Source organism: Hydrogenophaga sp. (assembly GCF_025699295.1).
Lineage (GTDB): Bacteria > Pseudomonadota > Gammaproteobacteria > Burkholderiales > Burkholderiaceae_C > Hydrogenophaga.
On sequence record NZ_JAILWB010000010.1, the window covers coordinates 129,113 to 143,191 of the forward strand.

13 protein-coding genes are annotated in these 14,079 nt (G+C 65.7%); 6 read left to right on the forward strand and 7 right to left on the reverse strand.

The genetic code is table 11. The features are described 5' to 3' along the window. Positions 1 to 113: 113 nt before the first annotated feature. The 4 genes from K5880_RS12365 to K5880_RS12380 all read right to left on the reverse strand — a co-directional run bounded on the left by K5880_RS12365 (position 114) and on the right by K5880_RS12380 (position 5,228). The gene (locus tag K5880_RS12365) at positions 114 to 1,406 is read right to left on the reverse strand and encodes a replication-associated recombination protein A (RefSeq protein ID WP_297652415.1); all 1,293 of its coding nucleotides are present in this window, start codon (positions 1,404 to 1,406) and stop codon (positions 114 to 116) included. A gap of 30 nt (positions 1,407 to 1,436) precedes the next feature. Beyond that, positions 1,437 to 2,072, reverse strand: a complete 636-nt coding sequence (lolA, locus tag K5880_RS12370) for an outer membrane lipoprotein chaperone LolA (protein ID WP_297652618.1) — start codon at positions 2,070 to 2,072, stop codon at positions 1,437 to 1,439. A gap of 53 nt (positions 2,073 to 2,125) precedes the next feature. After that, positions 2,126 to 4,474, reverse strand: a complete 2,349-nt coding sequence (locus tag K5880_RS12375; protein ID WP_297652417.1) for a DNA translocase FtsK — start codon at positions 4,472 to 4,474, stop codon at positions 2,126 to 2,128. 79 nt (positions 4,475 to 4,553) lie between these two features. Beyond that, positions 4,554 to 5,228 (reverse strand): Crp/Fnr family transcriptional regulator, encoded by a 675-nt coding sequence (locus tag K5880_RS12380; RefSeq protein ID WP_297652419.1) that lies wholly within the window; start codon positions 5,226 to 5,228, stop codon positions 4,554 to 4,556. A gap of 155 nt (positions 5,229 to 5,383) precedes the next feature. Here K5880_RS12380 and trxB point away from each other — a divergent pair, with 155 nt between their 5' ends. From trxB to rpmG, 3 genes are all read left to right on the forward strand, one after another. Then, the gene (trxB, locus tag K5880_RS12385; protein ID WP_297652421.1) at positions 5,384 to 6,331 is read left to right on the forward strand and encodes a thioredoxin-disulfide reductase; all 948 of its coding nucleotides are present in this window, start codon (positions 5,384 to 5,386) and stop codon (positions 6,329 to 6,331) included. A gap of 205 nt (positions 6,332 to 6,536) precedes the next feature. Next, positions 6,537 to 6,770, forward strand: a complete 234-nt coding sequence (gene rpmB, locus K5880_RS12390) for a 50S ribosomal protein L28 (protein ID WP_056269541.1) — start codon at positions 6,537 to 6,539, stop codon at positions 6,768 to 6,770. A gap of 12 nt (positions 6,771 to 6,782) precedes the next feature. Next, complete coding sequence (rpmG, locus tag K5880_RS12395; RefSeq protein ID WP_066088635.1) at positions 6,783 to 6,953, forward strand: 50S ribosomal protein L33; 171 nt, start codon at positions 6,783 to 6,785, stop codon at positions 6,951 to 6,953. 132 nt (positions 6,954 to 7,085) lie between these two features. On the opposite strand, the gene K5880_RS12400 is transcribed toward rpmG, so the two are convergent. Further along, complete coding sequence (locus K5880_RS12400) at positions 7,086 to 8,279, reverse strand: fatty acid desaturase (protein ID WP_297652426.1); 1,194 nt, start codon at positions 8,277 to 8,279, stop codon at positions 7,086 to 7,088. A gap of 201 nt (positions 8,280 to 8,480) precedes the next feature. Further along, the gene (locus K5880_RS12405; protein ID WP_297652428.1) at positions 8,481 to 9,749 is read right to left on the reverse strand and encodes an RsmB/NOP family class I SAM-dependent RNA methyltransferase; all 1,269 of its coding nucleotides are present in this window, start codon (positions 9,747 to 9,749) and stop codon (positions 8,481 to 8,483) included. Between the two features lie 49 nt (positions 9,750 to 9,798). Here K5880_RS12405 and K5880_RS12410 point away from each other — a divergent pair, with 49 nt between their 5' ends. Continuing rightward, complete coding sequence (locus K5880_RS12410) at positions 9,799 to 11,418, forward strand: peptide chain release factor 3 (protein WP_297652430.1); 1,620 nt, start codon at positions 9,799 to 9,801, stop codon at positions 11,416 to 11,418. A gap of 51 nt (positions 11,419 to 11,469) precedes the next feature. On the opposite strand, the gene purN is transcribed toward K5880_RS12410, so the two are convergent. Then, positions 11,470 to 12,060, reverse strand: a complete 591-nt coding sequence (gene purN, locus K5880_RS12415; RefSeq protein WP_297652432.1) for a phosphoribosylglycinamide formyltransferase — start codon at positions 12,058 to 12,060, stop codon at positions 11,470 to 11,472. A 14-nt stretch (positions 12,061 to 12,074) separates the two neighbouring features. On the opposite strand from purN, the gene K5880_RS12420 reads away from it, so the two are divergent. Both K5880_RS12420 and K5880_RS12425 read left to right on the forward strand, forming a co-directional pair. Beyond that, a complete protein-coding gene (locus tag K5880_RS12420; protein WP_297652434.1) occupies positions 12,075 to 12,806 on the forward strand; it encodes a YceH family protein in 732 nt (243 codons plus the stop codon). An 83-nt stretch (positions 12,807 to 12,889) separates the two neighbouring features. Then, a complete protein-coding gene (locus K5880_RS12425; protein ID WP_297652436.1) occupies positions 12,890 to 14,071 on the forward strand; it encodes an acyl-CoA dehydrogenase family protein in 1,182 nt (393 codons plus the stop codon). The last annotated feature ends 8 nt before the right edge of the window (positions 14,072 to 14,079 follow it).

Sequence of the window (14,079 nt, forward strand, 5' to 3'; positions counted from 1 at the left end):
GGATTGTAATGAGGCACTTTTGGGGCCAGCATGCGTGTAAGCCCTTAGCGGGCGCGGGTTAACCCTTGTTTGGATGCAACTCCTCAGAATGCATCAGCGCGATTGACGGTGCATTAGTTGTTTTGATTGTTGAGCTTTTTGAGTTCGCGCAGCTTATCGGCGATTCGCTGCTCCAGTCCGCGTTCCACGGGCCGGTAGAAGCCGGGGTCGGCCATGCCATCGGGCAGATAGCGTTCGCCCGCGGCGAAGCCGTCCGCTTCGTCATGGGCATAGCGGTAGCCCTTGCCGTAGTCCAGTTCCTTCATGAGCTTGGTCGGTGCGTTGCGCAGGTGCATGGGCACCGGGCGGGTGCCGTCCTTCTTGACGAAGGCCTTCGCTTCGTTGAACGCCTTGTAGACCGCGTTGGACTTGGGCGCCACCGCCAGGTAGACCACGCACTCGGCCAGCGCCAGTTCGCCTTCGGGGCTGCCAAGGCGTTCGTAGACTTCGGCGGCGTCCAGCGCCAGGCGCAGCGCGCGCGGGTCGGCCAGGCCGATGTCTTCACTGGCCATGCGGATCAGGCGGCGCGCCATGTAGCGCGGATCGGCGCCACCATCGAGCATGCGCACGAACCAGTACAGCGCGGCATCCGGGTCGGAGCCGCGCACGCTCTTGTGCAGGGCGCTGATGGTGTCGTAGAACTGTTCGCCGCCCTTGTCGTAGCGGCGCATGCGCTCGCCCAGCACCTTGAGCAGCCAGGCATCGGTGACTTCGGGCAGTTGCTCACGATCGGCGGCCACAGCCAGGGTTTCCAGCGTGTTGAGCAGGCGCCGCGCGTCGCCATCGGCGTAGGCGATCAGTCGGTCGACGGCGGCGCCCTCGATCGCGGGCACCGCGTCGATGGCCTGCGCCTTGGTCACGATCTGGCGCAGATCGTCCTCCGACAGCGGTTGCAGCACATACACCGCGGCGCGCGAGAGCAGGGCCGAGTTGACCTCGAACGAGGGGTTTTCGGTGGTGGCGCCGATGAAGGTGAACAGACCGCTTTCGACATGCGGCAGGAAGGCGTCCTGCTGGCTCTTGTTGAAGCGGTGCACCTCGTCGACGAACAGGATGGTGCGCTGGGAGGTGAGACCGTCGCGCGCGGCCTGCGCGCGCTCGACCGCTTCGCGGATGTCCTTCACGCCGCCGAGCACTGCGCTGATGGTGAGGAACTGCGCGTCGAAGGCGTCGGCCATGAGGCGCGCAATGGTGGTCTTGCCCACACCGGGAGGCCCCCAGAGGATGCAGCTGTGGGGCTGACCGGATTCGAACGCCAGGCGCAGCGCCATGCCCTCGCCCAGCATGTGCTGCTGGCCGATCACCTCGGCCAGGGTGCGCGGGCGCAGCCGCTCGGCCAGTGGGACGTGTGAGCTCGCGGCTGGCACGGCGGGTTCAGTCCAACGCGGCGGCGCCGTTCAGGGCCGGATGACCGAGGCACCCGCCGGTGGCTGGAACTTGAAGTCCGCCGGCTTCAATGGCGCATTGGCCTGCCAGTCGCTGAAGGTGAGAATGGAGCGCTGGCCCAGGCTGTCCTCGATATCGAGCACGGCAAGTTGCCCCTGGCGAAAGCCCACACGCACCATCTGGAGCTGGCCATTGCGGTCCTTCGGGCGTGCCTCCAGCCATTCCATGCCGTCCCGGGCAGCGCCGGGCTTGAGTTCGAACGCCTCGGACAGCCCCTTGAGATCGGTGTCCGCCGCAATCAGCGCGGCAGGTGTGCTGCCCAGTGCATCCTTCTGCGGGCGCGAAGTCACCTGATTCAGGTCCACATCGTGCAGCCATAGGGTCTGGCCGTCGGCCACGATGGTCTGCTCGAACGGTCTCGCATACACGAAGCGGAAACGGCCGGGCCGAAGGAACTCGAAGCGGCCGCTGGATGTCTTGCTGCGCGCCACCGCTTCGCTGACGCGCTTGGGCGAGGTCACCACCTGCGTGAACGTGGCTTTGCCACTGTCGACCTCGCGCAGGAATTGCTCCAGATCTTGCAGGCCATCGGCCCGGACGGCGAACGCGGCCAGGGCCAGCGCGCAGGATGTGAGGACGTGTCTGATGGTCATGGAAGGTCCGATCCGTTTGCGCCGGCTTGGTTGCAAGGCCGTGCGGCTCATTCGCCGCGCGAGGGCACCAGGATGTCGCGCTGACCGCTGGAAGTGAGCGCACTCACCAGCCCGGCGTTCTCCATGTCTTCCAGCAGGCGCGCGGCGCGGTTGTAACCAATCTTGAGTTTGCGCTGCACGTAGGAGATGCTGGCCTTGCGGTCCTTGAGCACGATCTCGACCGCCTGGTCGTAGAGCGCGTCCTTCTCGCCGTTGCCGCCCTCGCCGCCACCTTCGCCGAACAGGTCGCCCCCTTCACCGTCGCCCGTGCTGCCTTCGAGCACGCCGTCGATGTAGTTGGGCTCGCCGCCCTGCTCCTTGAGGTACGCCACCACACGGTGCACCTCATCGTCGCTCACAAAGGCGCCGTGCACGCGGACCGGAAAGCCCGTGCCCGAAGGCATGTACAGCATGTCGCCCATGCCCAGCAGACTCTCCGCGCCCATCTGGTCAAGGATGGTGCGGCTGTCGATCTTGCTGCTGACCTGGAACGACAGGCGCGTCGGGATGTTGGCCTTGATCAGGCCGGTGATCACATCCACGCTGGGGCGCTGCGTGGCCAGGATCAGGTGGATCCCGGCGGCACGCGCCTTCTGCGCCAGGCGTGCGATGAGCTCCTCGATCTTCTTGCCCACCACCATCATCAGATCGGCCAGCTCGTCGATCACCACCACGATGTAAGGCAGGCGCTCCAGCGGTTCAGGCTGCTCGGGTGTGAGACTGAACGGGTTGCCGATGATCTCGCCGCGCGCCGTGGCCTCGTCGATCTTGGTGTTGAAGCCCGCAAGATTGCGCACGCCGAGCTTGCTCATGAGCTTGTAGCGCTTCTCCATCTCAGCCACGCACCAGTTCAGGCCGTTGGCGGCGTGCTTCATGTCGGTGACGACCGGCGCGAGCAGGTGGGGGATGCCTTCGTACACGCTCATCTCGAGCATCTTCGGGTCGATCAGCAGCAGGCGCACGTCGCGCGCGTCGGCCTTGTACAGCAGCGACAGGATCATCGCGTTGATGCCGACCGACTTGCCCGAGCCCGTGGTGCCGGCCACGAGGCAGTGCGGCATCTTGGCCAGGTCGGCCACCACCGGCTGACCACCGATGTCCTTGCCCAGACCCATGGTCAGCATGGACCGGGCGTCGTTGTAGACCTGCGAGCCCAGGATCTCGCTGAGCTTGATGGTCTGGCGCTTGGCATTGGGCAGCTCCAGCGCCATCAGGTTTTTGCCCGGGATGGTCTCGATGACGCGGATCGACACCAGCGACAACGAGCGTGCCAGATCGCGCCCGAGGTTGACGATCTGCGAGCCCTTCACACCGGTGGCGGGTTCGATCTCGTAGCGCGTGATGACCGGGCCGGGCGCTGCCGCCACCACCCGCACCTCGACGCCGAAGTCCTTGAGCTTCTTCTCGATGAGCCGGCTGGTCATCTCCAGCGTCTGGCTGTCCACGCCGGCCTGGTGCGAGGGCGCGCTGTCGAGCAGGTCCACCTGTGGCAGCTTGCTGTCGGGCAGCTCGGTGAACAGCGGCTTCTGGCGCTCCTTGGCCACGCGCTCGCTCTTGGGAACATCCACCAGCGCCGGCTCGATCACCACGGGCGTGGGATGGTGCTCCTCGATTTCCACCCGCTCGACCTTCACCACCTCTTCGCGCTCGCGCGCAGCCTTCTCGCCGATGCGCTGGTCCTCCACCGCCTCGCGCTTCTCGCGCCGGGCTTCAAACCAGCCATCCAGCGTGTGCCCCACTTCCTCGGCCCAGTGGCCCCAGGAAAAACGGAAGACGGTCGGCAGGCACACGAGCAACAGCGCCAGCATGGCCAGAGCCGAACCGGTGAAACCCAGCCACCACGTCGCAACGGGGCCCAGCGCATGGCCGAGCACGCCGCCCGCATGACCGGGCAGCAGCGATTCAAGGCGGTACAGACGACTCCATTCCAGCACCGTGCTCGCCACCACCAAGGTGACGAGTGCCAGCCAGAACAGACTGCGGTGGACCCAGGGTCGGTTCCAGAAGCGGGCGGCGGCATGGTGCTCGGACCCCTGCGCACCGCGAATCCAGCGCGCGAGCGCCGACAGCCAGGTCCGCAAGCCCACCAGAAAAAGCCACCACACCGAGAATCCCAGCAGGTAGTAACTCCAGTCAGCCAGCAGGGCGCCGAGGTGCCCTCCCCAGTTGCCCGGTTCGGCCGACGAGCCGGTGGTGCTCCAGGCCGGGTCGGCGAGCGAATGGCTCAACAGCGCAAGCAGCCAGAAGGCCAGGGCGGCAGCGCCCAGCACCAGTCCGATTTCCTGGGCAAACCGGGACACACCCGCCGGACTCGCGCTGCTGCGCTCGGCGTTGAGGGTGTTGAGAGAGTAAGTCATAGGCCTCGCTGAATTCCAGCGGCAAGCTTACCCCATGAGCCCGCACGTCCGGGCAGCACCAGCCGCGTCGGCCGTGCGCTCAGCCGAGCGAGTTGAGGCGCTCCTTGATGACGGTGCTGCCGTCCTCCGTCACTTCGATGAAACCCCTGTCTTCCAGGTCTTTCATGACGCGGCTGACCATCTCGCGCGAGGCGCCGATCATCTTGGCCACGTCCTGTCGAGAGACCCGCTCCTTGATGGTGAGCACCCCGTCCTTGTCGGGCTGGGCAAACTCGAGCAGTGCGCGCGCCACCCGGCCATACACATCCATCAGGGCCAGCGATTCGATCTTGCGGTCGGCGTGGCGCAGTCGCTGGACCAAGCCCTTCATGACTGCATAGGCCATCGACGTGTTCTCGGGCAGGCAGCGCGCGAACTCGGTGCGCCCCAGGATCAGCACATCTGTCTGCACCTCCGCGCGCACCGTGGCCGAATGGGGCTGGTTGTCGATCAGGCTCATCTCGCCCACGTAGTCGCCGGGGTTCATCGTGGCCAGGATCACCTCGCGGCCCCGCGTGTCCGTCGTCACCACGCGCGCGCGCCCGGTCAGCACGATCGCCAGACAGTTCGACTTCTTGCCCTGCTCCACGATGCATTCCCCGCGCTTGAAACGCCGCTTGATCACCGAATCAGCCACCGATTCGGCCTGCGCCTGGGTGAGCGTGGAAAACAGCGGCACCCGGCGGATCAGATCGAGATTGGACAGGAGGGACATGCGTGTATTCCTTGGTTGGGTCAGCGCGGACAGCGCTCTTTCATACAATGATTCGCACACATCGGGCGCCCAGCCACACTGGAATCGAGCCCCGGCGCACCCATATAACCACTTACTCTAAACCACTTGGCCTCAAATTCGATGGGGCGCTGAACATGAAACACGCGAAAGTCCTCATCCTGGGTTCAGGCCCTGCCGGCTACACCGCCGCCGTCTACGCCGCGCGCGCCAACCTCAACCCCGTGCTCATCACCGGCATCGCCCAGGGCGGCCAGCTCATGACCACGACCGATGTGGACAACTGGCCCGCCGACGCCGAGGGCGTGCAGGGTCCCGATCTGATGCAGCGTTTCCTCGCGCACGCCGAGCGCTTCAACACCGAGGTGATCTTCGACCACATCAACACGGTGGACTTCGGCAAGCGCCCGTTCGTGCTCAAGGGTGACAGCGGTGAATACAGCTGCGACGCCCTCATCATCGCCACCGGCGCGTCGGCCAAGTACCTGGGCCTGCCCTCGGAAGAACGCTTCATGGGCAAGGGCGTGTCAGGCTGCGCCACCTGCGATGGCTTCTTCTACCGCGGGCAGGAAGTCAGCGTGATCGGCGGTGGCAATACCGCCGTGGAGGAGGCGCTGTACCTCTCCAACATCGCCAGCAAGGTCACGCTGGTGCACCGGCGCGACACCTTCAAGGCAGAGGCCATCCTGGTCGACAAGCTGATGGACAAGGTGGCCGCGGGCAAGATCGAGCTCAAGCTGCACAGCACCCTGGAAGAAGTGCTGGGCGACCAGACAGGCGTGACCGGCGTGCGGCTCAAGAGCGTGAAGACCGGCGCCACCGAAGACGTGGCGGTCAAGGGCTGCTTCATTGCCATCGGCCACCAGCCCAACACCGACCTTTTCCAGGGCCAGCTCGACATGAAGGATGGCTACATCACCACCCGTTCGGGGCTGCAGGGCATGGCGACCATGACCAGCGTACCCGGCGTGTTTGCCGCCGGTGACGTGCAGGACCATGTCTACCGCCAGGCCATCACGAGCGCCGGCACGGGCTGCATGGCCGCGCTGGATGCCCAGCGTTTCCTGGAACAGAACGCGGCCTGAGGCCAGTCATTCCGACCCGCACTGGCAGGGCGGCTGCCCTTTGGCTATAATTGCGGGCTTTGCTGAGCTCTACCGGCTTGCCCGGGCACGAAGCAGATTCACGGGTTACCGCCACCCTTTCCTGGCGAGGTGAGGCTGATGCGTCCGATACGGAGACCTCTCCGGTGCGCGACCAGCAGCTGTTTGAAATGATCGGAGTGTCCTCATGGCACGCGTCTGCGACGTCACGGGCAAGAAGCCCATGGTCGGGAACAACGTTTCCCACGCCAACAACAAAACCAAGCGCCGGTTTCTGCCGAACCTGCAATACCGCCGCTTCTGGGTCGAGAGCGAGAACCGCTGGGTGCGCCTGCGCGTTTCCGGCGCTGCCCTGCGCCTGATCGACAAAAACGGCATTGACGCCGTGCTCGCAGACCTGCGCGCACGCGGTCAGGCTTAAGGAGAACCGAACATGGCAACCAAAGGCACGCGCGAGAAGATCAAGCTGGAGTCCACCGCTGGAACCGGCCACTTTTACACCACCACCAAGAACAAGAAGACGACGCCGGACAAGATGCTGATCAAGAAGTTTGATCCCAAGGCCCGCAAGCACGTGGACTACAAGGAAATCAAGCTCAAGTAATCGAGCCGGTTCCCCCCCAAAAAAAAGCCGCTGTCACCAGCGGCTTTTTTTGTGCGCCCGTCAGAAACTGGCGCCGACTGTGCATGAAAAAGCCACCCCGAGGGGTGGCCATTCTGGGAGAGGCCACCAGGTTCAGGCGTGGGCCGAGCGCAGGCGGATCGAGAAGTCACGCAGCGCGGCAATGCCGCTTTCCTCGGCGCGGCGGCACCAGGCCTGCAGGTCCGCGGCGAGCTGCTCGCGCGTGGCGTTGGTGCTCGACCAGAGCGCGCGCAGTTCCTCGCGCATGGTGACCATCTTGTCGAGCACGGGATGGTCGGCACGCACCTGGGCCAACTGCGGTTTGACGCTCGCAGGCACCTTGTCGTCGTCGCGGTGCAGCCAGCGGCGCGCCGCCTGCAACACGGTGGCGTCTCCGCGGTGCTCACGCAGGGCCTGGATCTCGCGCTTGCAGGCGGCTCGCATTTCGCGTGCATAGCCGGCCATGACCTCGTAGCGGTTGGCGATGATGGCTTCCAGCGTCTTTTCGTCGGCCACCGGGCGCACGGCGCCAAAGGCCATCTTGGGCGGCACCTTCTTCACCGATGCCAGCCCCACCGACTTCAGCAGGGTGATGTACATCCAGCCGATGTCGAACTCGTAGGGCTTGACCGACAGCTTCGCGGACGTCGGGTAGGTGTGGTGGTTGTTGTGCAGTTCTTCACCACCGATCAGGATGCCCCAGGGCGAGACGTTGGTGCTGGCGTCAGCGGCCTCGAAGTTGCGATAGCCCCACCAGTGACCAATGCCGTTGATGATGCCGGCGGCGGTCACGGGAATCCAGATCATCTGGATCGCCCAGACCGTCAGGCCCAGCGCGCCGAACAGCGCCACGTCGATGATGAGCATCAGGCTGACACCCAGGCGCGAACGGCCGGTGTAGAGGTGTTTCTCGATCCAGTCGTTCGGGGTGTTGTGGCCATAGCGTTCCAGGGTTTCCTGGTTTTTCGCCTCGGCGCGGTACAGCTCGCTGCCTTCCCAGAACACCTTGTCGATGCCGAACACCACCGGGCTGTGCGGATCGCCCTCGTGCTCACACTTGGCGTGGTGCTTGCGGTGGATCGCGGTCCATTCCTTGGTGACCATGCCGGTGGTCAGCCAGAGCCAGAAACGGAAGAAATGCGACGCGATGGGGTGCAGGTCCAGTGCGCGGTGCGCCTGGTGGCGGTGCAGGAAGATGGTGACGCTGGCGATCGTGACGTGGGCCAGCAGCAGCGCCACGAGAATGGCCTGCCACCAGGTGGCACCCGTCAGGCCCTGGTCCAGGAACTGGATCAGGCCGTCCCACATTTGGGAAAAGATTCCGGAATCGGAAGAAAACATGGATTTCCTATAAGACCGCCCGAGGGTCGCAGGGATGTGTCAAGGCCAGACCCATGGGCGGTGTGGGCCAGCAAAGCCGGGATTTTAAGGCCGGGGGTGCAAATCACCAACCCACGACCTTCGGCAGATGAAAACTTACTGATTCAGATCAGGCAATTTGGCGGCAATTCAAGGCCTTTTCCGCCAGACGGCGGCAAAAAAGCCGTCTGTTGCATGCCGATGGGGCCAAAGACGCAGCCACTGGCCCTGCTCGCCCGAGCACAGTGCGGCCGCGTCCCCCACCTGTGCAGCGGCCAGCAGGTCGGCCGCCGGCAAGGGCTCGAAATCGGGGTGGGCCTGCTGGAACGCCTCCGCCACGGCTTCGTTTTCCTGGGGCAGCAGGCTGCAGGTGGCATACACCAATCGTCCGCCCGGCTTGAGCAGGCGGGCCGCGCTGTGCAGGATCGCCTGCTGCAGTTCGGCCTGGACGGCCACCGTGGCGGGCGTCTGGCGCCACTTCAGGTCGGGGCTGCGGCGCAGCGTGCCCAGGCCGGAGCACGGCGCATCGACCAGGACGCGGTCAATCTTGCCCGCCAGGCGCTTGATGCGGTCGTCACGCTCGTGGGCAATGGCCACCGGGTGAACGTTGGACAGGCCGCTGCGCGCCAGCCGCGGCTTGAGCGCGTCCAGCCGATGGCCCGAGGTGTCGAAGGCATAGAGCCGGCCGCTGTTGCGCATGGCCGCACCGATGGCCAGCGTCTTGCCGCCCGCGCCAGCGCAGAAATCGACCACCATCTCACCCCGTTTGGCGTCCAGCAGCAGGGCCAGCAGTTGCGAGCCTTCGTCCTGCACCTCGACCTCGCCCTGCACGAAGGCCGGCACCTTGGCCAGCGAAGGCTTGCCCTGCAGGCGTATGCCCAGCGGCGAATAGGGGGTAGGCGCACTCACCAGGCCTGACGCCTTCATCGAAGTGAGTGCACCCTCTCGTTTGGCCTTGAGCAAGTTCACGCGCAGATCCAGCGGCGCGGGTTGGTTCAGGCTGGCCACCAGGGCATCGAATTCGTCGCCCACCTGCTCGCGAAGGGCGGCAGCCAGCCAATCGGGCAGGTTGTGGCGGTGCTGCGCCATCAACTCGGCGTCGGTCACGGCGTCGCAATGGTCGAGCCAGGTCTTTTCCGGCTCGGTCAGCGCGCTCTTGATGAAATCGCGCTCACCGGGGAATGCCAGGATCGCCAGTCGGCGCCATTTGGAACCGCTGCCCGAACGGGCGAGCCACTCCAGTTTCAGGCGCTCGCGCAGGATGCCGTACACGGTGTCGGACAAGGTGGCGCGCTCGCGAGGACCGAGGGAGCGGTTTTCGCGAAAGTGTCGGGCGACGACGGCGTCGGCGGGGTGCTCGAACTTGAACACCTGTTCGATCAGGCGGGCGCTTTCGTCCAGAAGGGCTTTGGGATGCATGGGCGGTATTGTCCCATCGGGCATACCGTGTCCACGATAATGCGCGGTTATGTCCGAGATCTCCGAACAGGTGCGCCGCCGGCGCACCTTCGCCATCATTTCCCACCCCGACGCGGGCAAGACCACCCTCACCGAGAAGCTGCTGCTGTTCTCCGGCGCGATCAACATCGCCGGCAGTGTGAAGGCGCGCAAGGCCGCGCGCCATGCCACCAGCGACTGGATGGAGATCGAGAAGCAGCGGGGCATTTCAGTCGCCTCGTCGGTGATGCAGATGGAATACCGCGACTGCGTGATCAACCTGCTGGATACCCCGGGCCACCAGGATTTCAGCGAAGACACCTACCGCGTGCTGACCGCCGTGGACGCCGCCTTGATGGTCATCGACGCCGGCAATGGCGTGGAGCCGCAGACGCGGCGCCTGCTGCAGGTCTGCCGCGCGCGCAACACGCCCATCCTGACCTTCGTGAACAAGATGGACCGTGAGGTGCAGGCCCCGCTGGACCTGATGGACGAGATCGAGCGCGAACTGGGCATGACGGTGGTGCCCTTCACCTGGCCGGTGGGCATGGGCAAGACCTTCCGCGGCGTGTTCGACCGACGCACCGACCAGATGCGCGTGTTCGCCGCCGGCGAAGACCGCCGAGGTGGCGACGAAGACGTGCTGGCCGGCCTGGACAACCCCGAGAGCATGAAGCGTTTCGGCACCGAATTCCAGCAGGCCAGGGACGAACTGGAGCTGGTGGAGGGTGCTTCGCCCGCATTCGACGAAGCACTGTTCCTGGCCGGCAAGCAGACGCCCATGCTGTTCGGCTCGGCGGTGAACAACTTCGGCGTGCGCGAGGTGCTGGACGCGCTGGTGGACCTGGCGCCGCCGCCCGGGGAGCGGCCGGCATTGCAGCGCGTCGTCAAACCCGAGGAGGCGAAATTCAGCGGCGTGGTGTTCAAGATCCAGGCCAACATGGACCCGGCGCACCGCGACCGCATCGCCTTCGTGCGCGTGGCCAGCGGCCATTTCGAGCGTGGAATGAAGCTCAAGGTGGTCCGCTCGGGCAAGGACCTGCGGCCCAACACGGTGGTGAGCTTCCTCTCGCAGCGCCGCGAACTGCTCGACGAGGCCTTTGCCGGCGACATCATCGGCATCCCGAACCACGGTGTGCTGCAGCTGGGCGACACGCTGACCGAGGGCGAAAGCCTGCAGTTCACCGGTCTGCCGTTCTTCGCACCCGAGATCATCCGCAGCGTGGAAGTGGCCGACCCGCTGCGCAGCAAGCAGCTGCGCGCCGGCCTGACCCAGCTCGGCGAAGAAGGCGCGATCCAGGTGTTCCGCCCCGTAGCGGGCTCGGTGCTTCTGCTGGGCGCGGTGGGCCAGTTGCAGTTCGAGGTGGTCGCGCACCGCCTTGAGCACGAATACGGCGTGAAGGCGCGCATCATGAACAGCCCCTACCAGGTGGCGCGCTGGGTGACGTGTGCGCCCGAGGACGGTGGCGAGATCGAGCTCAAGAAATTCATCGACGCCAACAGCCACCGGGTGGCGCTCGACGCGGTGGACGCGCCCACCCTGCTGGTGGACCACGCGGCCACGCTGCGCGCGGTGGAGGCCAACTGGCCGAAGATCAAGTTCCACGCGATGCGCGAGCACGCGGGCCTGGTGTTTCATAAAGGGGTTTGAGCGCGGGCCCTCACCCCCGCCCTCTCCCAGGGGGAGAGGGGGCACGGCACTTCAGGCCGAGAGCAGTTTTTCGATCGCCCGGGGATAGATGACGTGCTCCTGCGTGAGCACCCGCGCCGCCAGCGTCTCGGCCGTGTCGCCCGGCAGCACCGGCACCACCGCCTGCTCGAGGATTTCGCCGTGGTCCAGCTCGGACGTCACCCGGTGCACGCTGGCGCCCGCGACGCGGCAGCCCATCTCGATCGCGCGCTGGTGCGTCCTCAGTCCGGGGAAGGCGGGCAACAGACTGGGGTGGATGTTGATCATCCGGCCTTCATAGTGCTGCACGAAGCCCGGCGTGAGGATGCGCATGAAGCCGGCCAGCACCACCAGCGCCGGGCTGTGGCGGTCGATCTCGGCCATGAGCGCGGCGTCGAAGGCCTCGCGGTTGTCGAAGGCGGTGTGGTCCAGCGCGGCGGTTGCAATGCCCTGCTCACGAGCCCATGCCAGCCCTGCTGCGGCGGCCTTGTTGCTGATCACGGCCGCCACGCGCGCGCCCAAACGGGCCTCCCAGCGCCGCGTCCGGGCGGCCTCTGCAATGGCAGCCATGTTGGAGCCGCTGCCAGAGATCAGAATCACGATGTTTTTGTTCACGCCAGACATGGCCGGGAAGTGTAATGACCTCAGACCTGCAGACCCCTTCAGCCGGCCGCCCGCGCGGCCACGATTTTCAACAGCGACCGCTCTCGGCCGCCGAAGCGCGCGTGCTCGCCACACTGATGGAAAAGGCACGCACCGTGCCCGACAGCTACCCGCTCACGCTCAACGCGCTGGTGACCGGCTGCAACCAGAAATCCAGCCGCGAGCCGGTGATGAACCTGGCCGATGCCGCGGTGCTCGAGGCGCTCGATGCCCTGCGCGGCCTGCACATGGTGCTCGAGGGCAGCGGCAGCCGCGTCACGCGCTACGAGCACAACTTTGCGCGTGCCGTGGGCGTGCCCGATCAGTCCGCCGTGCTGCTGGGCATGCTGATGCTGCGCGGCCCGCAGACCGCCGGCGAACTGCGCCTGAACACCGAGCGCTGGTACAAGTTTCTCGACATCGCCTCGGTCGATGGTTTCCTGGAGGAACTGCAGGACCGCAGCGCCGACAAGGGCGGCCCGCTGGTGGTGAAGCTGCCGCGCGCGCCGGGCGCGCGCGAACAGCGCTGGGCGCATTTGCTGTGCGGCCCGGTGGACGCGACCGCCCTGGCCGCCGCCCCATCCACCCAGGGCAGTGCCGCCACCGAAGACGAACTGATTGCCCTCACCCGCCGCCTGGCCACGCTGGAAAACACCGTGGCCGCCTTGCAGGACCAACTGCAGAATCTGAACGAACAGCTCGGCTTGTCGCAGCCCGGACAGCCGTAAAACGAACGGCCGTGCGAAACTGACCGGCGTTGTTCAATTTGCCGCTCGCGGTTCCGAGCCGGGCGGCCACCAGGAGACATCCCATGGATTTGGCATTCACGCCCGAAGAACAGGCGTTTCGCGAGGACATTCGCAGCTGGGTCAAGGCCAACCTGCCGGCCGAGATTTCCCACAAGGTCCACAACGCCCTGCGCCTGACGCGCGACGACATGCAGCGCTGGGCCAAGATCCTGGGCAAGAAGGGCTGGCTGGGCTGGGGCTGGCCCAAGGAATTCGGCGGCCCGGGATGGAACGCGGTGCAGAAGCACCTGTTCGAGGAAGAATGCGCGCTGGCCGGTGCGCCGCGCGTGGTTCCCTTCGGGCCGGTGATGGTCGCGCCTGTGATCATGACCTTCGGCAACAAGGCGCAGCAGGAACGTTTCCTGCCCGGCATCGCCAGCGGCGAAGTCTGGTGGAGTCAGGGCTACAGCGAACCGGGCTCGGGCTCGGACCTGGCGTCGGTGAAGTGCCGCGCCGAGCGCAAGGGCGACAAGTACATCGTCAACGGCCAGAAGACCTGGACCACGCTGGGCCAGTACGGCGAATGGATCTTCTGCCTGGTTCGCACCAGCAACGAAGGCAAGCCACAGACCGGCATCTCCTTCCTGCTGATCGACATGAAGTCGCCCGGCGTCTCGGTGCGCCCCATCAAGTTGCTCGACGGCGAGTGCGAGGTCAACGAGGTCTGGTTCGACAACGTCGAGGTGCCGGCGGAGAACCTGATCGGCGAGGAGAACAAGGGCTGGACCTACGCCAAGCACCTGCTCAGCCACGAGCGCACCAACATCGCCGATGTGAACCGCGCCAAGCGCGAGCTCGAACGCCTGAAGCGCATCGCCAAGGCCGAGGGCGTCTGGGAAGACCTGCGTTTCCGCGACCAGATCGCGCTGCTCGAAGTCGATGTGGTCGCGCTGGAGATGCTGGTGTTGCGTGTGCTCTCGGCCGAAAAGTCGGGCAAGAACTCGCTCGACATCGCCGGCCTGCTCAAGATCAAGGGCAGCGAGATCCAGCAGCGCTACAGCGAACTCATGATGCTCGCGGCCGGCCCCTACAGCCTGCCCTTCATCGAAGAGGCCATGGAAGCCGGCTGGCAAGGCGACTTCCCCGGCGGCGTCAACGCCAACGCCCCGCTGGCCTCCACCTATTTCAACCTGCGCAAGACCACCATCTACGGTGGCTCGAACGAGGTTCAACGCAACATCGTTGCACAGACCGTTCTGGGCTGAGGAGACAC